This is a genomic window from Ralstonia chuxiongensis (assembly GCF_024158925.1).
Lineage (GTDB): Bacteria > Pseudomonadota > Gammaproteobacteria > Burkholderiales > Burkholderiaceae > Ralstonia > Ralstonia chuxiongensis.
Window position 1 is genome coordinate 988,364 of record NZ_JAMYWC010000001.1, and the last position, 26,643, is coordinate 1,015,006.

The following is a 26,643-nucleotide window of genomic DNA, read 5'->3' on the forward strand; positions in this document are numbered from 1 at the left end:
TGGGTGCCCGCGGCACACCGCATCACTGATGCGGACGGGCGGCTTCGTCAATGCAATCGGCAAGCCGCCCAGCAATGGGCTGACGGCTGTGGCGGGGGCGTTCGATCAGGCCGATCTCGCGGTAAAACGTGTCGTCACCCAAGCTGATGGCACGTGTGCCGGGCGGCCAGGTGGCTTGCGCGGCGGTCTGCGGGGCAAGTGCGACGCCCTGCCCGCGTGCGACGAGCTGCGTCATGCCTTGCAACTCGTCGAGTTCGATCACGTCGTGCGTGGTGATGCGCTGGTCGCGCAGGAACTGGTCGACGCGGCGGCCGCCGAACGAGCGGCGGTCGTAGCGGATGAACGGTTGACGCGTGAGCAACGCGCGCCAGTCATCGCCGGGCACGCTGGCGGGCACCAGCAGCACGAACGGTTCGGCAACCAGCGTGCGCCACTCCAGATCGGCCGGCACCGCGAACGGGGGGCGGATCAGCACGGCGAGGTCGATCTCGCCGGCATCCACCAAGCCAAGCAAGTCAAGTGAGACGCCCGGCACGATGCGTGCACGGCAATGCGGGAATTCACTGCGAAACTGCACCAGCGCATCCACCAGAAACGACGTCTGCACCGAAGCAATCGCGCCGACGCGCACCAGGCCGCGTTGCTCGTTGCCGCCTGCCTGGTCGCCCAGACGGGCATACAGCGTGACGATGTGTTCTGCCAGCGCCAGCGCATCGCGCCCGGCGGCGTTGAGCGTGGCTGAGCGGCCCGTGCGGTCAAAGAGCGGGAAGCCGAGCGACGCTTCCAGACGCTGGATCTGCGCGCTCACCGCCGACTGCGTCAGGCCGATACGATCGCCTGCGCCCGCAAAGGTGCCGTGCCGGGCAACGGCGATGAAGGTCTTGAGTTCTCGAAGCATGGAGCGCGCGCATCAGTGGAGAAGCGCAAGGATACGCGCGCCGCGCCGGCTCACTTGGCAAACAGCGACGCCATATTGGCAAACGCCTTGATCTCCATGGCATTGCCCGAGGGGTCGAGGAAGAACATCGTGGCCTGCTCGCCCACTTCACCCTTGAAGCGGATGTGCGGCTCGATGATGAACTCGATGCCGGCTGCGCGCAGCTTGTCGGCTGCCGCTTCCCATTCAGGCATCGACAGCACTACGCCGAAGTGCCGCACCGGCACGTTGTCGCCGTCGACGGCGCTGGTCTTGCGGTGGCCGATTTCGTCCGGCGCGAGGTGGGCAACGATCTGGTGGCCGTAGAAATTGAAATCCACCCAGTCCGGCGAACTGCGCCCCTCCGGGCAACCGAGGATGTCGCCATAGAAGGCGCGCGCCGCAGCAATATCGTGGACAGGAAAAGCCAGGTGAAACGGTGCAAGCACGGGTGTGACGTCGCTCATGGTGGGGGCAAAGGCGGCAGGGATTGAACAAGGCGGCACCGGCACGCAGGTGCGGGGCACCCACACACCAGGCCACGCGGATGAGTCTATGCGCATCCATTCATCCACAAAAGCGATGATTTTTTGCGATGAGCACCATAAATATCGATGAATCAGCCAAAAAAGAAGCCGCCCAACGGCGGCGAAAGAGACACACGGTAAGCGCGCCTGCATGAGGTGCAGGGCCGCAAAGCTCGGAATTTCAGGCGAAAACGAACGGCGTCATGACCGTTTCAACATCGGCCAACGGCAGGCGCACGGTGCAGACGGTGGCATCTCCCGGGACATTGGCAACGTGGAAACCCGCATCGCGCGCCAGGCTGATCATTCGGCGGTTGATGGACAGCACCTCGCCGAAGACTTCACGCGCGCCGCACACCCGGGCCGCACGGACCAGCGTGGCAAACAGGCGCCGCCCGACGCCCTTGCCCTGCCACGCATCGGCCACCAGCATTGCAAATTCGGCCACACCGTCTTCCACGACGAAGCGGCCATCGGCGATGAGGTCTTCGCCGGTGCCGTCGGGGCGCGCCACGCTCACGACCAGCGCCATGTGGTTCACGTAATCGATTTGCGTGTAAGCGGCGAGCATCTCGTCGGTCAGCCGGCCCCCGCCCACCAGGAACCGCGCATAGCGCGACTCGGACGACAGCCCCTCTACCAGGGCAGCCTCAAGCGGGGCGTCTTGCGGCAGAATCGGGCGCACTGTGGCGATGGAGCCGTCGTGCATGGTCCAGCGGTCGATCCATTCGGCGGGGTAACGGTGGATGGTGTAAAGCATGGGGATCTCCTCACGCGATGGATCGTTGTTATTGACCGCCAGCACGGGATCACCGCCTGACTTTCTAATTTGAAGCTAGATTAGCAGAAACCCTGACTTTTGCAAGTAAAGTCAGAATTGACTATGCTTTTGCCATGAGAATCCCGGAACCCTTCCCCGTCCCAGCGGCGTCGGAGCTTGTGACGTCGATGGAAGAGCCCTGCTCGATCGCGGCCGCCGTGTCGATCGTCGGCGAGAAATGGACGCTGCTCGTGCTGCGCGAGGCGTTCTCGGGCGTGACGCGGTTTGATGAGTTTTTGCGCCGCACGGGGTGCTCGTCGGCGATCCTGTCGTCGCGGCTCAAGGCGTTGGTGACGTACGGCATCCTGCGGCGCGTGCCGTATCAGGAGCCGGGCGACCGCGTGCGCGATGCCTACCGGCTCACGCGGGCGGGCGTCGACCTGCTGCCCGCCATCGTCGCGCTGATGCAATGGGGCGACCGCTACCTCACGCCCGACGGCGAAGGCCCGATCCTGTTGCGCGACCGCGAAAGCGGCACGCCGATCCACGTGGCGCTGGTCAATGCGCTGGGCGAGCCCGTTGCGCCCAAGAACTCGATGCGCGAGCGCAATCCCCGTTATGGGCAGGGGGAAAGTCCCGCTGCAACGGCCGCTGATACACCGCCTGCCAACGGGTAACACACAACTTTACAGGCCCGGAAAAACGCCCTATCGTCGCGGATGAATGGGCAAACGGCCGCGTTCGACCCGCCTTTCCAACGCATTCCGCGCCGTTGTGCCATCGGCTGATGGCCGCCCCTCTTGATTTCGCCCTCGACCTCGCTGCTCACGCCCGGAACCACGACTGCCATGCCTGATGCCGTGGTACCGCTCTACCACCAGATCTACGTCGTCCTGCGCCAACAGATTCTTGAGGGCCGGTTCAGTGACGGCCCGATGCCGGGCGAGATCGAGCTGGCCCGCCAGTTCGGCGCCTCGCGCGTCACGATGCGGCGCGTGTTCGACTACCTCGTCAAGGAAGGTCTGGTGCGCCGCCATCGCGGCATGGGCACGTTTGTCGTCAAACCCGATGACCCGGTGACGATGGGCGGCGGCGCCCAGACGCTGCTGCAGAACATCATCGACGTGGGCGAGCGCACCTCCGCCGTCGTCGTCGAATTTGAAGACGTGCTGGCCCCGCCCGACGAGGCCAAATGCCTGGAAATCGCACCCGGCACGCCGATCAAGAAACTCGTGCGCGTGCGCCACCTGGAAGACACGCCCATGGCGCTGATCACCACGTGGCTGCCGCTGGACGTGACAAGCAAGCTCACGCTGGACCGCCTGGCGAACCAGTCGCTGCTGCGGCTGATCGAGGGCTCGGGCGTGCGGATCGATCGGGCGTCGCAAGTGGTGTCTGCCCGTTTGGCCGATGTGGCGACGGCGCAGTACCTGGATGTGGCAGTGGGCGCGCCGCTGCTGTCCGTCCAGCGCATCGTGCGCGAGATGAGCGGGCGGCCCGTGCAACTGCTGCAGGGTCTTTACCGACCCGACCGCTACGAATACCGCATGGAGCTGTCGCGCGTGGGCGAAGACCGCGCTCGCCTGTGGATCGACAACGCCGGCCACGACGTGCAGGGCGGCCACAGCGAAGACGTGGAAGAGGCCCCTGCCTCAGCGCCCGACCCCGCCGGACAGCGCGCCTGACACCACCCCCAGCAAGGTTATTGGCCGCCAGCAAGCCCAGAGGAAAGTTGTTAGCATCGCCGCTTCGCTGCGATGCAGCAATTTCCTCCATGAGGTTTCCATGTCGACCTCGCCTGCGTCCCCAACGCCCGCCACCGCCGCCACCGCTCCAGCCGCACCTGACACCCAAGGGTTGATCCGCCTGCTCACGGCCGGTGCGGGCATCAGCGTGGCATGCATTTACCTGAACCACCCGCTGCTCGGCCTCATTGGCCGCGACCTCGCCATCGCGCCGCACGCGTTGGGCGTGTTGCCGACGCTCACGGCGGCGGGCTATGCCAGCGGCATCTTTTTCTTCGGCCCGCTGGGCGACCGGTACGACCGTCGCATCGTCATCCTGTGGAAGGCGGTGCTGCTCACGCTGGCGCTCGTCGCCAGTTGCCTTGCGCCCAACCTGCCAGTGCTGGCTGCGGCGGGCTTTGTGGTGGGGCTGTCGGCCACCATCGCGCAGGACTTCGTGCCCAGCGCCGCCGCCATCAGCACCGACCACAACCGCAATCGCAACATCGGCACGGTAATGACGGGGTTGCTGATCGGCATCGTCAGCTCGCGCGTATTCAGCGGCATCATTGCAGACCACTTCGGCTGGCGCGCGGCGTTCGGCGTGTCGGCAGTGGCGATTGTCGGGCTGGCGATTGCCGTGCGCGCGGCCCACTTTGGCGTGACGCCGCCAGCGACCATGCGGAAGCCGTACCTCACGTTGTTGCGCTCGCTCGGCACGCTGTTCGCCCAGCACCCGCGGCTGCGCGCGTCGGCCATCACGCAGGCGTTCATCGGCATTGCGTTCTCGGGCTTCTGGTCGACCGTGACACTGCATCTGACGGGTTCGCTCGGCCTGTCGACGGGGCAAGCGGGTCTGCTAGGTCTGGCCGGCGCAGCGGGCGCGCTGGGCGCGAGCATTGCCGGCCGATTGTCAGGCCGCGTTGCGCCAGGCCACATCGCGGCAGGCGGCGCGTTGCTCATGGCGGTGACGTTTGCCGCGATGGCGCTGTTCCCGCAATCGCTTATCGCCATCGTGATCGGCACGCTCATCTTTGACGTGGGCGTGCAGGCAGCGCTGGTGTCGCACCAGACCATCATTTATGCATTGGCCCCCGAAGCGCGCAGCCGCATCAACGCGGTGTTCATGACGGCGCTGTTCATCGGCATGTCGGTGGGTGCGTATGGCGCGAGCCTGGCTTGGACGAGCGCGCGCTGGACGGGACTGATGACGTTCTGCACGGCGGCGGCCCTGGTGGCGCTCGGGCTGCGTGCGGTGTTCAACGTGCGGCAGGGGGCGCGGTGAGCGAAATCGGCCGGGTACCCGCGTTGAGCGTACCCATTTCTGCGTAACCTCCGCACACCTGCTCCACACCTCCCGCAACACACCATCTCATCCATCGGGGCAATTCCGGGGCGCGACAATCTGCGACATGTCGCTACAATTCTGAAGGTCAGCTTAGGCTGCCCACAGAACAACCACACCGAGACGCCCTCATGGATAGCACTGCAACCCCGCATGCGGTTGACCCGCACGACACACGCCGCCGTATCTTTGCCATCGTCGGCGCGTCGTCGGGCAACCTCGTCGAATGGTTCGACTTTTACGTCTACGCGTTCAGCTCGCTGTACTTTGCGCCGGCGTTCTTCCCCAGCGGCGACCGCACGACGCAACTGCTGAACACGGCGGGCGTATTTGCGGCTGGCTTCCTGATGCGTCCGATTGGCGGCTGGCTGTTCGGCCGCATTGCCGACAAGCACGGCCGTCGCACTGCAATGATGATCTCGGTGCTGATGATGTGCGGCGGCTCGCTGCTGATCGCGGTACTGCCAACGTACGCGCAGATCGGTGCGCTGGCCCCGTTCCTGCTGCTCGTAGCGCGACTCTTCCAGGGCCTCTCGGTGGGCGGGGAATACGGCACGAGTGCCACCTACATGAGCGAGGTGGCGCTGAAGGGACGCCGCGGCTTCTTTGCCTCGTTCCAGTATGTGACGCTGATCGGCGGCCAGTTGTGCGCGGTGCTCGTGCTGGTGATCCTGCAGCAACTGCTGACGACCGCCGAGCTGAAAGCCTGGGGCTGGCGCATTCCGTTTGTGGTGGGCGCGCTGACGGCGCTGATCGCCCTGTACCTGCGTAAATCGCTGCACGAAACGCAGACCGCCTCGGCGCGCAAGGCCGAGCACGCAGGCACGATCCGCGGGGCGTGGCAGCACAAGGGTGCGTTCATGCGCGTGCTCGGCTTTACCGCCGGCGGCTCGCTGATCTTCTACACGTTCACGACGTACATGCAGAAGTACCTCGTCAACACGGCGCACATGGACACCAAGACTGCCTCCACCGTGATGACGGGCGCGCTGTTCGTCTACATGGTGCTGCAGCCAGTGTTTGGCGCGCTATCCGATCGCATTGGTCGACGCAATTCGATGCTGCTGTTCGGGGCCCTTTCGGTGCTGGGGACGGTGCCGCTCATGAAGGCATTGGCCACGGTGTCGACTCCGCTCGCGGCCTTCGGCCTCATCACGCTGGCGCTGGCCATCGTCAGCTTCTATACGTCGATCAGCGGGCTGATCAAGGCCGAGATGTTCCCGCCGGAAGTGCGCGCAATGGGCGTGGGCCTGTCGTATGCGATTGCCAACGCGGTGTTCGGTGGTTCGGCGGAATACGTTGCGCTGTGGTTCAAGCAGGCCGGCACCGAATCGACGTTCTACTGGTATGTGACAGCGCTGTGCGCGGTGTCGTTCGTTGTGACGTACTTCATGCCAGACCCGAGCAAGGAAGGGTATCTGCGCCACGAGCCGTAACGGCTCGCCGCTGATCGATGCACGCTGGGGCGCTCTGATTTGGTAGAGCGCCCTTTTTCATGTCCATTTCAATAGGCGGTCTTGCCGGTCGCCGGGTTGATTTGGCACGCAGCTCCTGGACAGGAAGTCGGCAAGCGTTTTGGGGAAACCGACGCCGCTGACGCTGCAATGACATCTGCGTCCTACCCTTAGACCGCAGCGTGCGCGCCAAACCGCTGGCGAATCAGGTCCGGCGCGTAGCGATAGTTCCAGCGCAACTCGGCACCGGCGGCCACGCGCTCTGTGGCAAAGAAGGCGCGGATGGCAAAGCGTCGTCCGCAACGTGAAGTGGCCTCAAACACCGCAGCCTCCATGTTGTAGCCCGACTCCGCCTGCCGATCCGCCTTGCCGCGTTCGTAAGCAAAGATGGTGTTGGCCATCGCCAGGATGTTTTCACCGTCGACCCACGAATCGATGCCGCCAGCGCTGGTGCTCAGCACAAAGGAATCGTCCAGGCAGGTGTAATAAGTGGCGGGCGTCAGGAGCCGGCCGCCGTACACGCCAAGGCATTCGCCCACGGCAATGTCTCGGGCGGCAAATACACCGCGCTCGCCAATGAGCGCCTCCTCGCGCGCGTCGTTTAGGTCAGCGCGCTGCATCCGCCGGCACACAAGCGTGCGGTGGTACAGCGCGCCACGCTGGCTGGGCGTCACATCGGCCTGCAGATACGGCCATACGGCGTCTGCCGGGTAACGCTCGAAGCGGTCTCTGGATCGCCCCGTCGGCTCAAGCGTGGTGATAAGAATGGGCTGCTCCATTTCATCGCGAAACGGATAGCGCTGGTCGACCTCGGGCGAATACGCGAGTCGCACAATGGCGTGCCGCTGCTTGAATGACTGCGTCTCTTCTCGAAAGGCCTGAGCGCACTTCAGCACGGCGAGGTCGTCCGGTTCTTCGGACACCAATTCCAGAATTTCGGATCGCAGCGCCTGGGCGACTTCGTAAAAGCGCTCGTGCCGCGCGGCAAGTCCGCTCGTCTGAGCTGTCTGTTGGAGCGACGAGCGAATACGATCGGCCAGCGCATCGGCAAAGCAAGACGTTGATGACAGCATAAGCACCACGGCAGAAGGACGAGTCAGAAACGCCAACAACCATAGCGGGCAGGCGCCGCACGGCGACCCCACGGCGCGAAACGAACCGTTGCGGGGCGAAACGCAGCCCGCCGATCGAATCATGTTCGCAAAGGAAACAGCTCGCCCGATCTGTCACTGCGTTGCGCTGCGCCGATGGGCCGCGTCAAGCGGCTCGGCGGAAATCCGCCCCCCACTTCGGAGGGGAAACGTGGCACGGTTCCTGCGTTATTCGCGCCCGTTTCACCACAATAAAAATACGGGTGGGGTATGAACGAGAAGCGAATCCCGTCGATCGTGCCGGCGAAATGCGAACGCCGGTTCGGCATGGGTGTTGTACTGAAACCGCGCGCAAACCGGGGGGCGCATCCGCGCTCAACCCAGGCTTCTTTCCGGACACATCGCGGTACAGCCTTGACCGCATCTGCGGCAGCCTGCTCGACGGCATGCGCATCCCTCGTGCCGCTTTGAGCCCCAAACACATCGCGTTGCGCGTAAACGTCTGCTTTTGGGAGGTCGCCTAGCCGCCAAGTCCGCCTGCCTCTGCGATGCCGCAGAACGCCATGGAAATTTCACGCGCAGGTTGCGCTGACGTGTTTTGTTCCCTGTCTTTTGCAGACCTTCGCCGTACGGTGACAGCGCTGTCCCTCATGACGCCCTTGCCTCTTACCTGGTTCCGCCTCCCTGGCCTGGCTGCCGTGCTGATCGGACTGTCGATGGCACAGCAGGCGCATGCCATGGCGGCTGACGAGCCGCTGCAACTGCATATCGAGCGCTCGACGCTCGAGCATGTCCTGATGGAAATCACGCGGTTGAGCGGTCAACCGGTGTCGTTCGCATCCAGCCTTGTGAAGGAGCGCTGGGCAGGCCCCATCGACGGCAAGATGACGGCCGCAGACGCGGCCCGGTTGGCACTGCAAAACAGCGGGCTGGCGCTCTCCGTACTGCCTGACGGCACGCTCACCGTCGTGGCGGCCGACAACGCCGGCGCACCCGACTCACCGCGTGACATCGGCTCGCTACCGCCGTCGGAAGTCCATGGCGCAGGCGACATAGGATTCGCGGTGGTCTCCAGCAGCGCCATCACCCGCGTTGAAATGCCGATGACGAGCATGCCGCACGCCGTCAATACGATCACGCGCGGTCTCCTGGCCAGCCAACAGCCGACCTCATTGAATGCGGCACTGGCGCAGGCCGGCGTGGCATCGGTATTGGCTGACCCCACAGCACCGCCGCTCTACGCCATCCGCGGCTACCTGACCAACACAATTTCGGTGGATGGCTTGCCCGACAAGCTCGGCTCCTTGCGGCCCGTGGACGCACTGGAAGAGATCGACGTCATCAAAGGGCCGAACGCCGACGTGGCGAGCGTCACCATGGCTGGCGGCGCCATCAATGCCAGCCTGAAGGCGCCCACCGCCGTCGCGCAGCGCAGCATCGCCATGGAGATCAGCTCGCACACCGGGCGTAAGGTGGTAGCTGACCTGGCCGGCGGCTTCGGGGGCAACGGGTTGTCTTACCGCTTCGTTGGGCTCAATGACACAACGACCGACAGCGACGCCGGATACGCGGGCCACCGCGTCAGCTACGGCCACGCCGCGCTGGGCTGGAACGACAGCGCAACAAGCATCACCGCCGGCATCGAATCGCTCACCAGCCGGCAGCCCGTGCCGCCCGCCACCTTCGCGCTGGGGGGCGCACCTGCTCGCGTGCCCGTGCAGCTTCCCTTCGGCAACGTAGACGACCGCGTTGAAGGCAGCGGCACGCGGGTCTACTACACGGCCTCGCGCAACCTGACCGATGACTGGGCCATCCACTCGCGGGCGAGCTATGAATCCGTAAGAGAGGAATCGGCCCAGTGGGACCTCGGCTCCGCCTCGTCGTATAACGCCATGCCCAACAACACCATCTGCGGGCTGCGCCATACAGAGAGCCGCCTTTGGGCCATGTCGAACGAGCTGACGAGCACCTTGTCGCACAACGCCGTGCGCCATGCATTCACGCTCGGCTGGGAAGAGATCCAGGAGCGGCAGAACCTGATCAAACCGGGGTCCATCGCCCAGGTCACGCAAGACCCATTTGCGCCCGTACCGCTGCCGGAGGCAACGTTCGTTCCGGGCAACTGGTTGTCGCAGACGTTGCGGCAATCGATCTTCCGCCTGCGCGACCACGTCTCCATTGGCGACAGATGGGAGATGTCCGGCTCCATCCGCGCGAACAACTACGTCGCCCTGCTGCCCCATACGCAGTTGCGAGGCGTGGCCTGGACGCCTGCCGTTGGCGTGCTCTACAAGCTCACCCCCACCACGGCTTGGTTTGCCGACTACATGCGTGGCTTCCAGATCAACACCGGCTACTTCTATGACGGCACCGGCACGCAACCCGAGCGCAGCCGCCAGGTCGAAACCGGCTTGCGATGGGAAAACGCCCACCACACGCTGACGGCACAGGCAGCGCTCTATCGCATCGATGCCAAGAACGTGAGCCTGGCCGACGTGTCGCACCCGGGCTACTACACACAACTGGCCGAACAAACCAACCAGGGCGTGGAACTGTCGATGCAGGGCACGGTGGCGCGCGGCTGGGAGGCCTCGTTGTGGTTGTCGGCCTCTCGTATGTCGGCAAGGCTACCGGGCGGCTACGTACCCGGCGTGCCAGCTCGAAACGCCGCGCTCTGGACGACGTACACCATACAAAGCGGCGTGTTCGCAGGTGCCGGCGTGGGGCTTGGCATCAGCGCGCAAGGCCGAGCCGATGCCCATGGTGATGTCTCGTTTCGGGTGCCCGGCGCCGTGCGCGTCGACAGCAGCCTCTTCTGGCACCAAAAGAGCTGGCGCATCGACGTCTTTGCCCGCAACCTCTTCAACGTGCGCATGTACGGCAACACGCTCAGCAGCAGCTACATCCCGATCCTGCCCGGCCGCACGCTGGCGCTGCGCGTCACGCACAACTTCTGAAACCCACCGTCGATTCACCCGCCGCATGACCTGACACGGCGGCGCACCTTTGAATTTGCCTCGGCGGGCATCTGTCTGGCCTGCGATTTCGTCTCGGTGATCAGCGCTTCGGCCTTGCTGCATCGCCTGATGGCCGACATTCCCTAACGTTCCACCAAAGTCGCCCGACATGCCATTTCGCTTTGCGATCGGCGTGCCGGCACGCGGCTGCCCAGGGCTGCGCGGCCCGGCACGGGCAGAACGCGCAGGGCCATGCCGGCCCCGCGACCCGAACCGGAATCGGAAGCGATTGCCGTGCCGCCGTTTCTCTGCAGACGTCGGTCGTGCGGCGTTTCTCTCCTCTTTGTATCGGCATGCGTCCAGTCAGCGGCCTGGGCGGTGCCATGCATCACGCCTGCCCACTGAGGTGACACATGAATATGAAGGTCCAAGACAACGCTTCACTGAACATCTCGACCCAGCTCCAACTGGATCAGCCCGGCAAACAGAATCAGGCCGAAAGCCCGCTGCAGCATCTCGTGCAAGACATCCTGAAGGTGCTTGAAGCCATGCTGCGCAACGCCACCGCACAAGGTGGCGCCAATGCAGGCGCTGGCGGCGGCTCGGGTGGCGCAGCCGGCGGTGGCGCCCCGGGCGCGGGTGCTGCGCATGGCCCGTCTGCAAGCCAAGGTGCGCAAGGCGCCCAGGGTTCACAAGGCGCGCAGGGAGCCAGCAAGGGCCAGCAAGTTGGCGATGACAACGGCGGCGACTCCAGCAGCCAGGACCCGATGCAAGCGCTCATGAAGCTGCTGGAAGACCTGCTGAAGTTCATGACGCTCAGCGAGCAGATGCAGCACAAGCTCGACACGGGCGAAGGCGCCAAGGGCGTCGATGGCGCGGGTGGCGCCAACGGCGGCAAGGGCCTCAATATGGACGACATGCTCCAGATGCTCGACGACGCGCTGCAACTGATGCAGCAGCAGATGATGTCGAACGCGTCCGGCGGTGCTGATGGCGGTGCCGGTGCAGGTGCAGGCGCAGGTGCAGGCGCAGGCGCAGGCGCGGCAGGTGGCGCTGACGGCGGCGCCGGCGCAGGCGCGGCAGGCGGTGCCGATGGCTCCAACAGCACAGGCGATGCCGGTGGCGCAAACGGCGCTGACAACACGGGCGATGCCAGCGGTGCAAACGGCGCTGACAACACGGGCGATGCCAGCGGTGCAAACGGTGCCGACAACACGGGCGATGCCGGCGGTGCAAACGGTGCCGACAACACGGGCGCAGCCGATGGCACATCCAGCGCGAACAACGCCAACGGTGCCCAGGCCAGCGGCCAGAACAGCAACGACTCCATGATCGAACAACTGCTGAAGGTGTTGGACGATCTGCTGAAGATGCTGGCTCAACAACAGCAACAGGCGCTTGGCGGCGACCAGACGCAAGGCGGCGGCGCTGGCGCGGGTGGCGCTGGCAACGCTGGTGCGGCCGGCGGGGCAAACGGTGCAGGCGGCGCAGCGGGCGGCACGGCAGCCGGTGGGGCAAACGGCGCGTCCGGTGCATCCGGCACGCCGAACACCTCCACGGCGGATGGCGCAAACGGCGCAGACGGCACCGGCAATGGCACCAACAGCCCCATGGCCCAGCTCGAGACGCTGCTCAAAGACATGATCAAGGTGCTGGAGCAACTGCAAGCCCAAAAGGCCGGCGGCGCGCAACAGCAGCAGTCCCAGGTGCAGGGCGCGTAACGCCAGGCTACTTAACCTGACGGCCGGGTAACGGCCGTCATTTTTGCCATCTCAAGCACGGAGACTCACCATGAGTATCTTCAGCAAAATCAAGCACGCCTTTCAGCACTTGGGCAATGACATCGCCAAGGTCGGCAAGGGCATCGCCCACGCCGCCGAGAGCGTAGGCAAGAACCTCGCCCACGACGTGGAAGCCGTCGCCAAACAAACAGCAGCCTTGACCAACGATCTGGTGCATCTGCGCATTCAAAAAGCGCTGCACGACGCCGTGGGCGTTGGCGAAGCCACCTTCAAGGGCATGCGGGATCTGAATACCGCCGCCTTCGACGTGGCTGAAAAATCGCTGGAAAACGCCCACCTGAGCAAGGGGCTGGACAAGGCCCTGAGCAAGGTCGACAAGGCGCGCGGTTTCGTCAACGACATCGCTGACCGCACGGTCAAGGGCATTGGTGACAGCGTCAACGGTTTCGCAGACAGCAGCATCGCAGCCGGCAAAGCCGCCGCGCATGGTCGCTTTGGTGAAGCGCTGGGCGATATCGGTTCAGCCGCAGGTAACGCCGCACAGTTGGCCTCGGACCTGACGCCTGAAGGCCTTGCCGCCAGCGCGGCCGTGGCAACACTGCAGAAGACGCACCTGGGCGGTACGGTGGTCGACTCGGTGGTGGAAGGCGCGCTGACCGGCGGCCGCAGCGGCCTGAAGGATGCGGTCAAGCTTGCCGCCAAGGAAGGCACCAAGGCAGAGGCCGGCGCACAGGCACAGAACCTGTTCGACAAGGTGAGCGGCAGCGGCAATGGCACCGGCGGCATGCTGCTCGGCGCTGCTGCTGCGGGCGCTGGCGTGGCAGGAGATTTCCATGCCTCGCGCAAGACCCGGCACGCCACACAGCCTGAAGCGCACTACGTCGGCACGCAACATCAGGCCGTCGCAGACGGCCACGAAGACGCGAGCCGCAAGGGCAAGAAGAAGCACGAGGCCGAAGTCGACTCCAGCAATGGCAACGGCAACGGCAGCAACAAGGCTCAACCCAACGGCGCCGACCCCACCGGGCAGGATGCGCTCCTGCAGCTGCAACTCCTGCAACAGCAGTCCGCGAATCAACGCATGCTGAACGCCATCAAGTCGAACGGCAATGACGACGACGATGACGACGGCGACGACGTCACCTCCAAGGCACCCGTATCGGCGCCGCAGTCCTCCGGCTCGAGCCAGGTGAGCGCTAGCGCCAACGTCAGCACGTCGACGCATAAGAAGGCCGCATAAGCCACCGCGTGCGTTTGTTTCACCTCGGCCCCACGCGATGTTGGCGTGGGGTCGTTGTTTTCCACCACCGGTGCGACGCCAACGTCGTACACCCCCGACTCGAATCTCAATGCCCTCGATCAATCCATTCCGCCGCACTTCGCAGGCTCCGGCCGCCGATTCCACTCCAGCGCGCAGCAACGTCCCCGCCTACGCCACGCCCCCACGGCAGGAGCCGGCACGGCAGCCCCGGCGCGGCGGTATTGCCGGATTGTTCGGGCTGCGCCGCTCGTCTGCAAATGCTGGCGGGCCTTCCGCTGCACGCCCCAACATCACCGCCGGCACATCACCCGGGACTTCGCGCACGGCACCAAACAGCCCACTCCATGCACGCGCCCCGGCGCCCGAAATCCCGCTGCATGGCGCCGCTGCCGTAAATGCGCGCATCGCCGGCTCCGGCGTCCGCCAGGCCCTGGAAGAATGGCACGCGCAGATGCATGCCCGGATTGCAGACTACCGTCCGGCAAACCCTCCTGCTCACTTCAATGCGGCACGACAGCTCGACATTGCACTGACGCATATCGAAGACGTGGCGCGAGGGCGTCGAGATCCAGCAGACAAGATCGAACTGAAGGCGACGCCCGTGCTCCATCTGCCGGATCTCGTCTCCGAAATCGCGCACCTCAAGGCGCTCCACCTGTCGGATTGCGACTTGCGCGAGTTGCCGCATGATCTGGGCAACCTTGGCCTGCTGGAGACGCTCAAGCTGCACGACAACCAACGCTTGCACGCGGTGCCCGACACGCTGGGGCAGTTGTCGAGCCTGAAACATCTTGAGATCGTGGGAAGTGGCGTGCGCGAGTTACCGACCATGCACGGTCTGGCGAACCTGGAGCACCTTGCCATCCAGCATTCACCGCTCACCGGGTTGCCGCGCGACATTGGCAATGCACGCAAGCTGAAAACACTGTCTCTGGCACACACCTACCTGCGCGAGGTGCCTGCCAGCATCGGCAATCTGTCGAAGCTCACCGAACTGAATCTGCACCACAACGTAGGCCTGACTTCGGTACCCGATTCCATTGGGCAGTTGCGTCATCTGAAAACGCTCGACCTCTCGCACTGTCCGCAGCTACGCGCCGTCCCGGCGTCGGTCGAAAACCTGCGCCAACTCAAGACCATCGATCTGCGTGGCTGCACGGGGCTCACGATGCAAGGTCTGCCAAAATCGCTCATCACTCCGATGCCCGGCCGCAAGGTGCACTTTCCGGAACATCTGCACACCGAAATCGGCAAGGTGCGTGAAGACTGGGCGATGAAAAACGCGCCTCGCCTTCAACTGCTGCGCGCCGACATCGAGCGCAAGAACGAAGAGATGGAAAATGCCGTCTTCGGCTCGGCAAGCGACATGAATGACGGCCAGTTGGTCTCGGTCGCGTTTCGACTGAAGAATGCCCATGACCGGCTACCCGAAGTGAGGAATCAGGTCCTGCGCAATCCAACCGCCGTGCAGGCCGATGCGTCTACCGCCATGCAGCATGCATTGGCCAACGCGTTCAACATGGAGCCCGATCGCGAGGTGTCCGCACGTTTGGCTACCGCCGCGCGTGCGCTGCCGCGCGCCCTGCAGCATGAACTTGCCGATCTGGTGGCCTCCAGCGCGGGGCGCCAGCTGGTGATCGCCATTGGCGAAGGCGCGTTTGGCGTGCGCGGCTCCAGCCGGCTGCAACACATGCTTCCGGCGTTCGCTCAGAAGATTGCCAGCCACGCGCAGATCCAGAACCTGCGCGAGCAGGCACGGCGCTATCCGTCAACCAACCCTTCGCACCAGGTGGCTGCACAGCTGGTGCCGATTGTTCAGCAGTTATGGACCGCCACGCAGGCGCGGGCCACACTCGCAGCGCTTGCACAGCCGTTGCAGACAGAACTGAAACCGCTGCTGGCATCAGAAGCTGGCCGCCAATTCGTGTTGGACCTCAGCAAAGTGGCCGAGGGGGCCAAGGGAACGAGTACGCTCAGGCGTCTTTTGCCGCAATTGGCGACGCGGATTGCGCACGACCCGAATGCGCAGGCCCTCCACCGGTTGGCACGGCAGGATCAGCACGGCACCGCAGACGAACGCCGCGAAGGTCTTGCGCTGGCATTGCTTCCCATCGCCCAGCGCCACTGGAATACGCTTGTTCAGCAAGGCACCGCCGGGCCGTCAAACCGCCCCTGACCGCGCGGCTGGCGGGCACGAATGACAAAGCCTCCCGAACGGAGGCTTTGTCGTGACTACATTGGCAAAAGCACTACAGCGCTACCACACGCGGTGTCAGCAGGAACAGCCGCTGAAACCGCTGCCCGGTCGTCTGGTCGTGCCGGAACAGTGCTCCCAGCAACGGGATCTTCGAAAGCCCGGGCACAGCATCCACGCCCTTGGTCTGCTGGTCTACCGAGTAGCCGGCAATCAGCAGGCTTTCGCCTTCGTTGATGAGTGCCTGGGTGTTGATCTCGCTCTTGTTCACCACCGGCAGGTTGCCGACCATCTGACTGGTGATCTGGCCATCCTCAATATGGATGTTCATGCGAATGCGCGAGATGCCGCCGTCGGTGACCACCATCGGCAACACGCGCAACGACACGCCCGCCGAAATGCTGTACAGATCCGCCGATTGATACCCCGCCACCGGCACGTAGAAATTCTGCTTGCTGTCCATGATGGCCTCGGTGTTGTCGAGTGTGGCCACCTTGGGGCTCGCGGTGATGTGCGCCTGGTTGGTCTGCTGCAGCGCGCTGATACGCGCCATCAGGTAACGCGATGCCCCACCGATCACGGCGGTCAACACGCCCCCCGTCGGCGTAGCGGCAATGGCAGCAGCGGCGTTGGCCGTTGTGGATACCGCATCGAGCGAGCCCGGATTGGACAATTGCGTGTTCGTGCCATAACCGGTTTGCATGTCGACGTGGCTGTTGTGCAGACGCCAGTCAACGCCGAGGTCTTCCAATGCGCTCTCGCTGATCTCAATGATATTGGCGCTGATCTCCAGCACAGCCGGGCGCGTGTCCAGCGATTCAATCAACGATTGGTGGGCCGCCATGCGGTCTGCGCGGTCTCGTACGAGCACCGAGTTGCTGCGCGGGTCTGCATGGATGATCGGGGCGCTGCCGCCGTCTTCCTGGAATGCATCGGTGCGGCTGCGGCCTTCGCCGCTGGGCAGCGGTGCTACAGAACCGCCGCCGGCATATTGGCCGATACCGCCAGGCGGCAGCGGCGCTTTGCCGCCACTGCGATCATTGCCGCCCAGGCCCGAAAGCGCACGCGTGCCAGCGCGGCCTGCGTTCGCCTCGCCGGGGGCGACGCTGTCGACACGGCGGTCACTGCCGCGCTGCGGCGTGTTCTCCGTGCTCGGTGCGTTGTTGCCGTACATGCTGTTCAGGATGGACGCGACACCGCGAATGGTGACGGACTGGCCGTCCACCACCATGGTGTGATCCGTGGCCCAGGCATAGCGCAGCGGGAAAGTACGCACGACGGTGCGGTTGGCGTCCTCGCGGCCGCGATCGATCAGGCGTGCGATGTCCTGCACGAGTTCGACCAGGCGCGGCGGCCCGGATACGACCACGCTGCCGGTTTCATCGTCATACAGCACGGGAAAGCGCGGGTCGGTCACGCCCAGGCGCGTCAACGCACGCTTGACCTGCGCGGTGGACGCGCGCTGCAGCGCGATGGTGGCGCTCTGCGCCTCGTTGGCGCCCGTCACACGCAACACGGCGCCGTCGTAGTACCACGCAAAGCCGAACGTGGCGGCCATGCGATCGAGAAACCGCTGCGGCGTTTCATTGAAGTTGCCCGTCACGCTGCCCTCGACCTGCGGCGATATCCACGTCATGACGTGCTGGCTGGCACCGAGGTCTCGCAAGACATCTTTCACGTCTTTGCGGTCGGCCACGTATTCAAATTTTTGCGACTGCCAGGGGATCACCGCCGCAGCGGCACTTCCGACCAGCGACAGCACCGCGATGGCCGCAGCCATCAGGCACCGGCACGCGGCCAGCACGCGACCTTTCCGGCCCGCAATTCGAGTCAGATGCATGGTTGCACTCGTGAGAATGAAGAAGACAGACCGCACCAGCGCGCGGCCACGCGATACAGCGCCTGCGGCTTAACGCCAGATGGTTTCCGACGGCGCTTCGTTGAACTGCTTGCGATACCCCTTGACCAACGCCGAGCGACTGCGAATGCCCCAACGCGATGCCGTATCGATGATGTTCGACGGCCCGCGCCCTTCGTCCAGCAGGTCAGAGCGGATGCCCTCCAGACGCAGGCGCCGGATGACCGAGCTGGGCGACATGCCTACCGCGCTCTTGAACGCAAGTTGCAGCGCGCGTTCAGTCACGTTGATGTGCGCGGCCACTTCACGCGTGGTCAGGTCGCTGCGCTCAATGTTGTCGAGGATGTAGTGATACGCCCGGCGGTACTTGGCAGACAGCCGCGCGCTCACGTCATCGGACGCACGTGATGCAGCGGGCGTGGTCTGGCTGACGCGGCGCACGCCGGGCGATTCGGTGCGCAGGCAGCGCAGGGCGTCCTGCATATAGGCGGTGTAGTACTTGAGCGCACCGGCTGCGTCGCCACGCTGCGCGGCCATCTTGGCGCGGCAGTAGAGGTAGTCGAAATTCCAGCGGCGTGCGCCGAAAGACGTATCGCGATTGCAGATCTGGTCATATACCTTGCCGGCCACGTCGTGCTGCTCGCCGCTGAGCGCTGCCAGCACAACCTCTACCTTCGTCTGCATCAACAGGCGGCTGCCCATGCGGCGGGACTGCCCGATGATCGCCATGAGCGGGTCGATTGCCGCGCGATCGCCATCTGCCATGCGGCGCAGCAGGCTCAGGTACTCGGCGCGGCGATGGATCATCGCGGGCACATTCGCGTCGTGCTTGCCGTTGAGGGCCCATCCGTCGCGGCCGCCATGGTGGTGCAGCATCGCAGCACCCACTTCGGCCGACTGCCAGAACGCATGTTCCAGCAAGCGGTTGGAGCACCGGATGCCAGCCTGCACCGCAAACTCGTACACGACGAGATCGAGCGTGGCGATCCAGCCGGCATCATTGCGCTCCGTTGCAATGGCGCGAGCCGATTGCAGCGCCTCGTCCGCTGCGTCCTGCTGACCAAGCTGGTGGTGCACGAGAGCCAGGCCCATCATGCCTTCGATGCGCTGCAGCCATGTCGCGCCATCGTCTTCGGCCATGCGAGAGAAGCAGCCCGCGGCAGCCGAATAGCGATCGCGCAGCAGCGATTGCCAGCCCATGTTGCGGCACGACACCACGCGCAGTTGATCATCCGAATGGCGGATCAGACGCTGCGCGGTGCGGAATGCTTCTTCGGCGTCTTCATCGCACTCCAGCAGCATCGATGCATCGGCCATGGCCAGCACGCCGGCGTAGTCGCCCGCCTCCTTGCCGTGCAGGCCGCCATGCTCATCGACCAGTTGATACGCGCGGTCGAAATCCTCCGCGAAGACGGCCTTCGCATAGTCGGGCAGACGCTCACGCGCTGCCAGTCCGGAGGCCAAGGCAAAGTAGATGTTTCCCAGCATGTCGACGCTCCCGTGTCAGAGATTGCGGCTGGCGAAGGGCTGGCCGCTTGGTGTTGGATTTCGTAAGGACATCCTAAGAAATCGCCGCACCCACAATCTCAACAAAGCTTCGTCAGGCGCTGAACAATACTCACCGCATATTTTTCGGTTTTGACGACGTGTCATCGCCCACCAGTCCGCTCTTGACCCGCTGCAGCAACTGGCTATATGTAAGCGTGTCCCGCACCTGGCTGGACATGGCCACCACCAGCGCCGTGACCATGAGGATGGCTACCGCACCCTTGATGGGCTGGCCGAGCGACGCGGGTTCGAGCTTGTCTGCCGCACGCGAAAGCAGCCCGATGCCGGCGTCGATCAGGAACAGCGTCATCATCACCGGCGCGGCGAGCTTGACGGCCGTGGAGAAAATGGAATCGGTTTGCTGCAGCAGAAAACTCTCGGCAACGGCGCTCATGTCAGGCAGCGTGGCGCCCAGCGGCCACCAGTGGAACGACTCGAACACCACGCCCAGCAGGAACAGCATGCCACCCGCTGCATAGAACAGCGTCACGGCCAGATTCAGCAGCGTGTTGCCGATGGGCGTGTTCTGGTCACCCTGCAACGGGTTGCTCATCTGCACGTTGTTGAAGCCCGCCATGTTGTCGACGATCGTGCCCGCCGTCTGCGCAACCCAGAACACCGTGGACGCCGCATAGCCAAGACAAGCACCCAGAAAAATCTCCTTGCCCGCCAGCAGGAACCACCGGGCCGCGCTCAGATGTTCCGCCACCGCGGGTGGCTGCGCCGTCGCCACGATGATGGCGAGCGTGTAGACCACGCCATTGCGCGCCGTACCGGGTATCGACTGATCGCTCGTGGCCGGCAGGATCGCGAAGATGGTCATGATGCGCACGCACGACAGCGCGAGCAGCGCAAGGATGACCTCCGCGCTTTCATCAAGATCAAACCAGGCGTGCAGAACGGTATCGATGGCTTCCATATGCGGGCGTGAATATCGTCAGAATGTTTCGTCATCAAGCCGCTGCGCGTGGGCGCGGACGCGCCAGGATGGCCTCCACGGCCTCTTCCTCGGTGGCAAGCTCGCGCTCGGTGGCTTCCTGCTGGTCGATCCGCTCTGCAGTCTTGCGGCATTGGTCGAGCATGGCATCGAGCCGCGCCAAGGCCTGGCGGCGCGCCTTGAGTTCGGCCTCGCGTTCAGCCACGGCGGCGTGCGCAGCCGCCACGTCGTGCTCGGCCTGCACGACCGCATCATCCAGTTCGCCGCGAAACGCGTCGTAGCGCAGGTATGCATCGGCCAGCAGCACGGGGGCGGCAATCAGCTGATCCATGCGGCCGATATGGCCACGCAGCCGCTCATGCGCGCGCTCGCACGCGTCTTCACTGTCTTGCGCGGCGGCTTGTGCATCTGCCACGGCTTGCTGTGCGACAGCGATCTCCGCTTCGACACGACGGCGCTGGCGCGTTTTGGCTTCGATCAGCGTGTGCCATACCGCGGAGCGCTTGCGCTTCATGTCTGGCCTACCTCGCTCAGCAGCCGATACGTCTCGTCTGGGCTGCACCACTCGTCGGTGCGCTGGCGCAGGAAGTCTTCCATCCAGCCGTTCCATTGCACGGCGGTGTCGGCCACGGCATCGCTGCCTTCCTTGTACTCGCCCATCTGCAGCAGCGTCTCGACTTCGTTGTACTTGGCGAGCAATTGGCGCATGCGGCCGGCAGCGGCGCAGTGGTCAGCCGGCGCGACTTGCGTCATCACACGGCTCAGGCTGTTCAGGATGTCGATGGCCGGATAGCGATTGCGCGCGGCAATGTCACGCGACAGGATCAGGTGACCATCCAGAATGCCGCGTACTTCTTCGGCCACGGGGTCGTTGCCGGATTCGTCTTCGGCCAGCACGGTGTACAGCGCGGTGATGGAGCCCGTAGCGCTCATGCCGGCACGCTCAAGCAAGCGCGGCAGCTCGGCAAACACCGACGGCGGAAAGCCGCGCCGTGTGGGCGGTTCGCCGGCAGCAAGGCCGATCTCGCGCTGTGCGCGGGCAAAGCGCGTGAGCGAGTCCATCATCAGCAGCACACGCAGGCCCTGGTCGCGGAAATACTCGGCGATGGCGGTGCCGACGTGCGCGGCCTTGGCGCGCTCCACGGACGATCGATCCGACGTGGCACACACCAGCACGGAGCGGCGCATGCCTTCCTCGCCCAGGATTTGCTCGATGAATTCGCGCACCTCGCGGCCGCGCTCGCCAATCAGCACGATCACGTTGACATCGCACTCGGTGCCGCGCGCCAGCATGCCGAGCAGCGTGCTCTTACCCACGCCCGCCGGCGCAAAGATGCCCATGCGCTGCCCTTCCGCCAAGGTGGCCAATCCGTCAATCACGCGCACCCCAGTGGCCAGCGGCTGTTCCACCAGGCGGCGCGACATCGGGTCAGGCGCCTGCGCAAACACCGGCACGTAGTCATACACATCCAGCGGCGGCCCACCGTCGGCGGGTCGGCCCAGGCCATCCAGCACGCGGCCGAGCAAGCCGGGCCCGATCCCGACCGAAAGCGTGCGCCCGCTGGGCACCACGCGGGTCGAGCGCGATAAACCCACCACGCCGCCAAATGGCGCCAGCAATGCAAAGTGCTCGCTAAAGCCGACCACCTCGCCTTGCTGAAGCTCCGTGCCATCCGGTGTGGTCAACGTGCACAGTTCGCCAAGCTTGACGTCCACGCCGCCCACACGCAGCAGGGTGCCCGTCACTTCCACGACCTTGCCTAGCCGCTGGACAGGCGCCACGCTACGAATCGCCTCGTCCATGGCGTCGATCAGCGCGGCCTTGGTCATGCCGCATCCTCGTCAAAGCCGCCGTCGTCATCTGCGAAATCTTCTTGCGTATCGGCATGTTCAAGAGGCTTGCGCCTGCGCGCTGAAAGCGCCTGACGCAGCGCCGCCAGTTGCACGCGCAGGCTCGCATCGGCCACGCCGTGGTCCCATTCGCATTGGCAATGCCCGGGCTCCGCACGATCGTCGGCCAGCACCTCGAAGGCAGCGTTGAGCGAGCCCGTCTGCACGGCCTTGGCGAAGGCGGCGCGAGCCGGTTCGATCTCGTCTGCGCACACCCGCACCGTCAGGCGTGCCTGACTTTGCAAGACGCGGCCGAGCGTGGCGGCCACACGCGCGAACAGCGCCTGGCGGTCAGATTCCAGCACCACATGCTCGACCGCCTGCATGACCGTGGCGATCAGGCGGTCTTCCTCGCGGCGCGTGGCCTCGTCATCGTCGTACGCACGCGCGGCCATGGACGCGTGAAAATCCTCCAACGCACGTCGCTGACCAGCGGCATAGCCAAGCTTGGCGCTACGCTGCGCGCGCTGCTCGGCTTGCCTGAGCAACTCGTCGGCATTGGCCTGGGCTTGCGCGACGACGGCTTCGGCCTGGGCGTGAGCCTGCGCCAATGCGGCCTCGCGCGCCTCTTCCACGGCGCGCCACGCGGCATCCAGCTCGACCACGTGCCCGTAGTCTCCAGCACGAATCACGTCCGAGCTGATGCCGAGCGGGGCATCGCGCCTCAACCAAATAACCATGACAACTCCGGAAAAAGAACAGGCAACGCAGCCATGAAGCCTTCGGCTTGCGTTTCAGCGGTTGGAGTGCCGGCGCACGGCGGTACCGGCGCTTGCATGCCGATCGTCAGGCGCATCAATTGCGCGAGCGACGGATCCGACACCGTGCCGTCGGCAATCAGGGCATGCAGGCCGGCCTCGGCTAGCTGCGCCAGGTCGAGCGCCGGTAGCGGCCCACCGGCGTCTGGCGCCCAGTGCTCGCGTTGCGTCAAAGCAGTGAGCGCTGCCTCCCCCAACAGACCGGCAAGACCGGCGAGGTAAGCACCGTCAATGCACCGCGCCAGCGCGGCGCGCCTGTCGATCAGCATGCGAGCGGCCAGCACGCGCTGGAGGTCGTCTTTATCGAGCACCGCCAGGCGATGCGCATGCGAAAGCAATGTCGGCAAGCCCACCTGGCCCACACCCAGCGCGATGCACACCTGGCGCCAGTCTTTGGCTGCTTCCGCCGGCACATCGGCTCCTTGCACGGCCAGCACCGATGCATCGCGCACGTGCGCAAGCCCATGCATCCGCTCTTGATACGCGTGCAACATGCGCAGGATCATGGCGGCGGCCGGATCGGGTGCAGCGCTCGTGTCGATCATGCTGTTGCGCGCTTCTTCCAGCGTGCCGGCAACTTGTCTTCCAGGCGCGCGCGCGCTGCGTCAAGCCGCGTCCGTACAGCAGACAGCCGGGTTGCGGCACGCCACAGCAGGACGATCACGCCCAGCGCACCCACCACGGCGCCGAGCGTGGCCCACGACACTCCTGCGGGCGCGCGGCTAGCGACATCGGCGGTGGGCGCATCCACGGTGCCGGGCACCAGCGTGACGCTGACGTTCTCGTAGGTAAGCCCCTCCACGCTATGCACGACCAGGTTCTTGATGCTGGGGACCAGCGAAGACACGTTGGCACTGGGGCGGTATTTGATGAACACCGATGCGCTGGATGGCTTGACCACGGTGGCCAGCGGATCGTTGTTGGGCAGCACGATCTGCACATTGGCTACGGACACGCCATCAATGCGCGAAAGCGTCTGTGAAAGCTGCTGCGATACGCCGTAAATGAAGCGCACCCGCTCTTCCGTGGGCGTAGAGATGAGCCCGTCCTTCTTGAAGATGTCGCCCAGGCTCGCGTACTTCTCATGCGGCAAGCCGTGGCTGTGCAGGACTTCCATCGCGCGGGCAAAGGCGTCCTGGTCGACCATCACCGACCAGGTCTTGCCGTCGTCTGGCGAATTCTTCTGCGCGTCGATACCGGCCTGCAGCAGCACGGTCAGCATGTCGTTGGCGTCAGCCTCGCTCAGCTGCGCAAAAAGCTGCTTGTTGCAGCCGGCCAGCAGCGCAGTCAGCACGAACAGCAGTGCCAGCGCACCGCGCCGCACGCGGCAGGATGGAAGCGCGGTTCGCATCATTGGTTCCGCATCAAGGTCTGCACGGCGTTCTTGCCGGAATGCGCAATCGTGCTGCCCAGATGGATCTTCGTCATGGTGGCTGCGCACTCCATTTGCACGCGCACGCCTTCGGCCACCACTTCCTGCACCGACATACCGCGCTCGGCCTCGGTCATGGCCTCCACACGCGCCATCGACGCCTGCACGGCGGCATCCTCTTTCTTCACCAGCTCGCCAACGGCCGAAGGGCCCTTGCTGTGGTGCTGGCTGTGCTTGGCGCTCTGCAGCATCGATTCGAAGCGTGCGACAAGCTCGGGCGCCGGCGTCGCGGCTTCAGCCGGGGCAATGCCGGTGCCCGGCGTGCCGGCAGTCACCGGCGGAATAGCGGTCGGACCTTGGATCATGATGGACTCCGGGAGGATGGTTAGGCGCGGGTGAAGTAATGCGCGCTGTGGTAGGCGCTCAAATCCACGCTTTCAGCGGCGGGCGCCGCAGTGGCGGTGCCGAACGTGCCGGCATCCATTTCTTCCTGCACACCGATCAGCGTGCGCACCAGCGCGACGGAATCGGGGTCTTCGTCGCGGGCCAGCACCTCGTTGGCATACACGTGCCATTCCTGATCGCCCAGGGCGTTCAGGCACAGGGCCATCATGGCCGAGGCAAACGGCACCACGCTCTCGGCGCGCTCGCCGTTGTGCAGCTCACGCAGGATGCGCGCGGCATCGGCGTATTGATGCCGGCCTACCAGCAACCAGCCTTCCACCAGGTCGAGTTCGCGAAAATTCGGGCGCAACGTGCGCAATGCAGTCAGCAGCGATTGCGCGTTGTCGAACTGGCCGCTGCGCGTTGCGTACATCAAGACTTCGAGCAGCCCGCCCAGCAGGCGGTTGCTACATTGAATCGGTTCCATATCGCAGGGTTCTCCGTGTCGGGTCATGTCGATACCGGCATTGATAGACCGGCCGACCTCGGGTGGAACCATAGACGCCCGCATGCCGCGCGCCGGCCAACCGCCCCGAAAAAGAGCGCTCCGCCCCGAAGTCGACAAGGCCCTGTGCGCCAGTGCGCACAACGCAAGCCCGCACGCTTTCGCCGCGTCCTCCCCGCGCCCCCCCTTTCTTTCCCGGGTTTCGGAACGGCGCATCCGCCTTCGCTCAAGCGCCAAGCGCGTAGCGCCCACGTCTGCACAATGCCTCGCATCGCTAAGGCACCGTACGCCGCAGCCCCCTCCGTCGACACCCCAGGGCACCGCCATGTCGGACGAAAAAACCGAAGAGCCCACAGACAAGAAACTCAGAGACGCGCACAGAGACGGCGAGACCGCCAAGAGTGCCGACCTGATCGCCGCCGTCGTGCTGCTGGCGGGCTGCCTGCTGCTTGCCATGACGGCATCGCTGCTGGGCGACCGCTGGCGCGCGCTGGTCGACCTTGCGCTGGATGTGAACAACAGCCGGCACCCGGCCATGACGCTCAAGCAGACACTCGGCCACGTCGCGCTTCAGCTGGCGCTGATGACGCTGCCGCTGAGCCTGGTGTTTGCGCTGGTCGCATGGATTGCCACGTGGGGTCAGACGGGCATCGTGCTCTCGACCAAGCCGCTCGAACTGAAGATGAGCGCCATCAACCCCGCATCGGGTCTGAAGCGCATCTTCTCCATGCGCTCGATGATTGACCTGCTCAAGATGCTGGTGAAAGCGCTCGCCGTTGGGGCCGCGCTGTGGAAGCTGGTCCTGATGCTGCTGCCGACCATTGTGGGCACGCCGTATCAGCCAGTCATGGATATCGCGCAGATCGGCATGTCAATGCTGGTGAAGCTGCTAGGTGCAGGCGGCCTGCTGTTCCTTCTGCTCGGCGCGGTGGACTTTGGCATCCAGCGCTGGCTCTTCATCCGCGACCACCGCATGAGCAAGGACGAAGTCAAGCGCGAGCACAAGAACAGCGAAGGCGATCCGCACATCAAGGGCCAGCGCAAGCAGCTGGCACGCCAGATGGTGGACGAGGCCAAGCCCAAACAGAGCGTGGCCGGCGCGCAAGCCGTGATCGTCAACCCCACGCATTACGCCGTGGCGATTCGCTACGCGCCCGAAGAATGCGGCTTGCCGTGCATCACCGCCAAGGGCGTCGACGACGAAGCCCTGAGGTTGCGCGAAGAAGCGCAGGCGCTGGGCATTCCGATCATCGGCAACCCGCCGCTGGCACGCGCGCTCTACCTCGTGAAGCTGAACGACCCCGTGCCCGAAGCGCTGTTTGAAACCGTGGCCGAAGTGCTGGCCTGGGTGGGCGAGATCGGCGCGAAAGACACCGGCGCCAGACACACCGGCGCAAGCCCTTCCATCTTGAACTGAGGC

General features: G+C 64.8%; 23 protein-coding genes. 9 read left to right on the plus strand and 14 right to left on the minus strand.

Annotation, left to right across the window (positions count from 1 at the left end):
* Positions 1-22 precede the first annotated feature (22 nt).
* The 3 genes from NKG59_RS04285 to NKG59_RS04295 form a co-directional block, all read right to left on the minus strand.
* Complete coding sequence (locus NKG59_RS04285; RefSeq protein ID WP_253535545.1) at positions 23-898, minus strand: LysR family transcriptional regulator; 876 nt, start codon at positions 896-898, stop codon at positions 23-25.
* Between the two features lie 50 nt (positions 899-948).
* Positions 949-1,383: a VOC family protein gene (locus tag NKG59_RS04290; protein ID WP_024978174.1), complete on the minus strand. Its 435-nt coding sequence runs from the start codon at positions 1,381-1,383 to the stop codon at positions 949-951.
* 241 nt (positions 1,384-1,624) lie between these two features.
* Entirely contained in the window at positions 1,625-2,203 is a 579-nt protein-coding gene (locus NKG59_RS04295; RefSeq protein ID WP_253535547.1) for a GNAT family N-acetyltransferase, read from the minus strand.
* Positions 2,204-2,337: 134 nt separating this feature from the next.
* Between NKG59_RS04295 and NKG59_RS04300 the strand changes: the two genes are divergently transcribed.
* The 4 genes from NKG59_RS04300 to NKG59_RS04315 all read left to right on the plus strand — a co-directional run bounded on the left by NKG59_RS04300 (position 2,338) and on the right by NKG59_RS04315 (position 6,708).
* Positions 2,338-2,880: a winged helix-turn-helix transcriptional regulator gene (locus NKG59_RS04300; RefSeq protein ID WP_253535550.1), complete on the plus strand. Its 543-nt coding sequence runs from the start codon at positions 2,338-2,340 to the stop codon at positions 2,878-2,880.
* Between the two features lie 171 nt (positions 2,881-3,051).
* Entirely contained in the window at positions 3,052-3,888 is an 837-nt protein-coding gene (locus tag NKG59_RS04305) for a GntR family transcriptional regulator (protein ID WP_253535552.1), read from the plus strand.
* Positions 3,889-3,988: 100 nt separating this feature from the next.
* Entirely contained in the window at positions 3,989-5,212 is a 1,224-nt protein-coding gene (locus NKG59_RS04310) for an MFS transporter (protein ID WP_253535555.1), read from the plus strand.
* Positions 5,213-5,403: 191 nt separating this feature from the next.
* Complete coding sequence (locus NKG59_RS04315; protein ID WP_045205521.1) at positions 5,404-6,708, plus strand: MFS family transporter; 1,305 nt, start codon at positions 5,404-5,406, stop codon at positions 6,706-6,708.
* A 188-nt stretch (positions 6,709-6,896) separates the two neighbouring features.
* Here NKG59_RS04315 and NKG59_RS04320 read toward each other — a convergent pair whose 3' ends face one another.
* Complete coding sequence (locus NKG59_RS04320) at positions 6,897-7,799, minus strand: SET domain-containing protein (protein ID WP_253535557.1); 903 nt, start codon at positions 7,797-7,799, stop codon at positions 6,897-6,899.
* Positions 7,800-8,467: 668 nt separating this feature from the next.
* On the opposite strand from NKG59_RS04320, the gene NKG59_RS04325 reads away from it, so the two are divergent.
* From NKG59_RS04325 to NKG59_RS04340, 4 genes are all read left to right on the plus strand, one after another.
* Positions 8,468-10,774, plus strand: a complete 2,307-nt coding sequence (locus NKG59_RS04325; RefSeq protein WP_253535560.1) for a TonB-dependent siderophore receptor — start codon at positions 8,468-8,470, stop codon at positions 10,772-10,774.
* 413 nt (positions 10,775-11,187) lie between these two features.
* Positions 11,188-12,495 carry a hypothetical protein gene (locus NKG59_RS04330; protein ID WP_253535562.1) on the plus strand — a complete coding sequence of 436 codons (1,308 nt, stop codon included), beginning with the start codon at positions 11,188-11,190 and terminating at the stop codon, positions 12,493-12,495.
* A 70-nt stretch (positions 12,496-12,565) separates the two neighbouring features.
* Positions 12,566-13,756: a hypothetical protein gene (locus NKG59_RS04335; protein WP_045205524.1), complete on the plus strand. Its 1,191-nt coding sequence runs from the start codon at positions 12,566-12,568 to the stop codon at positions 13,754-13,756.
* 109 nt (positions 13,757-13,865) lie between these two features.
* Positions 13,866-15,953 carry a leucine-rich repeat domain-containing protein gene (locus tag NKG59_RS04340; protein ID WP_253535564.1) on the plus strand — a complete coding sequence of 696 codons (2,088 nt, stop codon included), beginning with the start codon at positions 13,866-13,868 and terminating at the stop codon, positions 15,951-15,953.
* Between the two features lie 73 nt (positions 15,954-16,026).
* Here the strand turns inward: NKG59_RS04340 and sctC are convergent, their stop codons facing one another.
* The 10 genes from sctC to NKG59_RS04390 form a co-directional block, all read right to left on the minus strand.
* Positions 16,027-17,811 carry a type III secretion system outer membrane ring subunit SctC gene (gene sctC / locus NKG59_RS04345; RefSeq protein WP_253535566.1) on the minus strand — a complete coding sequence of 595 codons (1,785 nt, stop codon included), beginning with the start codon at positions 17,809-17,811 and terminating at the stop codon, positions 16,027-16,029.
* A gap of 69 nt (positions 17,812-17,880) precedes the next feature.
* Positions 17,881-19,317, minus strand: a complete 1,437-nt coding sequence (hrpB, locus tag NKG59_RS04350; RefSeq protein WP_253535569.1) for a transcriptional regulator HrpB — start codon at positions 19,315-19,317, stop codon at positions 17,881-17,883.
* A gap of 130 nt (positions 19,318-19,447) precedes the next feature.
* A complete protein-coding gene (gene sctT / locus NKG59_RS04355) occupies positions 19,448-20,296 on the minus strand; it encodes a type III secretion system export apparatus subunit SctT (RefSeq protein WP_253535571.1) in 849 nt (282 codons plus the stop codon).
* Between the two features lie 34 nt (positions 20,297-20,330).
* Positions 20,331-20,828, minus strand: coding sequence for a type III secretion protein HrpB7 (locus tag NKG59_RS04360; protein ID WP_253535573.1), 498 nt, complete (start codon positions 20,826-20,828; stop codon positions 20,331-20,333).
* Positions 20,825-22,144, minus strand: a complete 1,320-nt coding sequence (gene sctN / locus NKG59_RS04365; RefSeq protein ID WP_045205528.1) for a type III secretion system ATPase SctN — start codon at positions 22,142-22,144, stop codon at positions 20,825-20,827. The genes NKG59_RS04360 and sctN overlap by 4 nt, the downstream gene beginning before the upstream one ends.
* Entirely contained in the window at positions 22,141-22,884 is a 744-nt protein-coding gene (gene sctL / locus NKG59_RS04370; RefSeq protein WP_253535576.1) for a type III secretion system stator protein SctL, read from the minus strand. The genes sctN and sctL overlap by 4 nt, the downstream gene beginning before the upstream one ends.
* Positions 22,869-23,507, minus strand: coding sequence for a type III secretion protein HrpB4 (locus NKG59_RS04375; RefSeq protein WP_253535578.1), 639 nt, complete (start codon positions 23,505-23,507; stop codon positions 22,869-22,871). Before NKG59_RS04375 ends, sctL begins: the two co-directional genes overlap by 16 nt.
* Positions 23,504-24,313, minus strand: coding sequence for a type III secretion system inner membrane ring lipoprotein SctJ (gene sctJ / locus NKG59_RS04380; protein ID WP_420804015.1), 810 nt, complete (start codon positions 24,311-24,313; stop codon positions 23,504-23,506). The genes NKG59_RS04375 and sctJ overlap by 4 nt, the downstream gene beginning before the upstream one ends.
* Positions 24,313-24,699: a type III secretion protein HrpB2 gene (locus NKG59_RS04385; RefSeq protein ID WP_253535582.1), complete on the minus strand. Its 387-nt coding sequence runs from the start codon at positions 24,697-24,699 to the stop codon at positions 24,313-24,315. Before NKG59_RS04385 ends, sctJ begins: the two co-directional genes overlap by 1 nt.
* 20 nt (positions 24,700-24,719) lie before the next feature.
* Positions 24,720-25,205 carry an HrpB1 family type III secretion system apparatus protein gene (locus NKG59_RS04390; protein ID WP_045205532.1) on the minus strand — a complete coding sequence of 162 codons (486 nt, stop codon included), beginning with the start codon at positions 25,203-25,205 and terminating at the stop codon, positions 24,720-24,722.
* 343 nt (positions 25,206-25,548) lie between these two features.
* Here NKG59_RS04390 and sctU point away from each other — a divergent pair, with 343 nt between their 5' ends.
* Positions 25,549-26,640, plus strand: a complete 1,092-nt coding sequence (sctU, locus tag NKG59_RS04395) for a type III secretion system export apparatus subunit SctU (protein ID WP_024978152.1) — start codon at positions 25,549-25,551, stop codon at positions 26,638-26,640.
* The last annotated feature ends 3 nt before the right edge of the window (positions 26,641-26,643 follow it).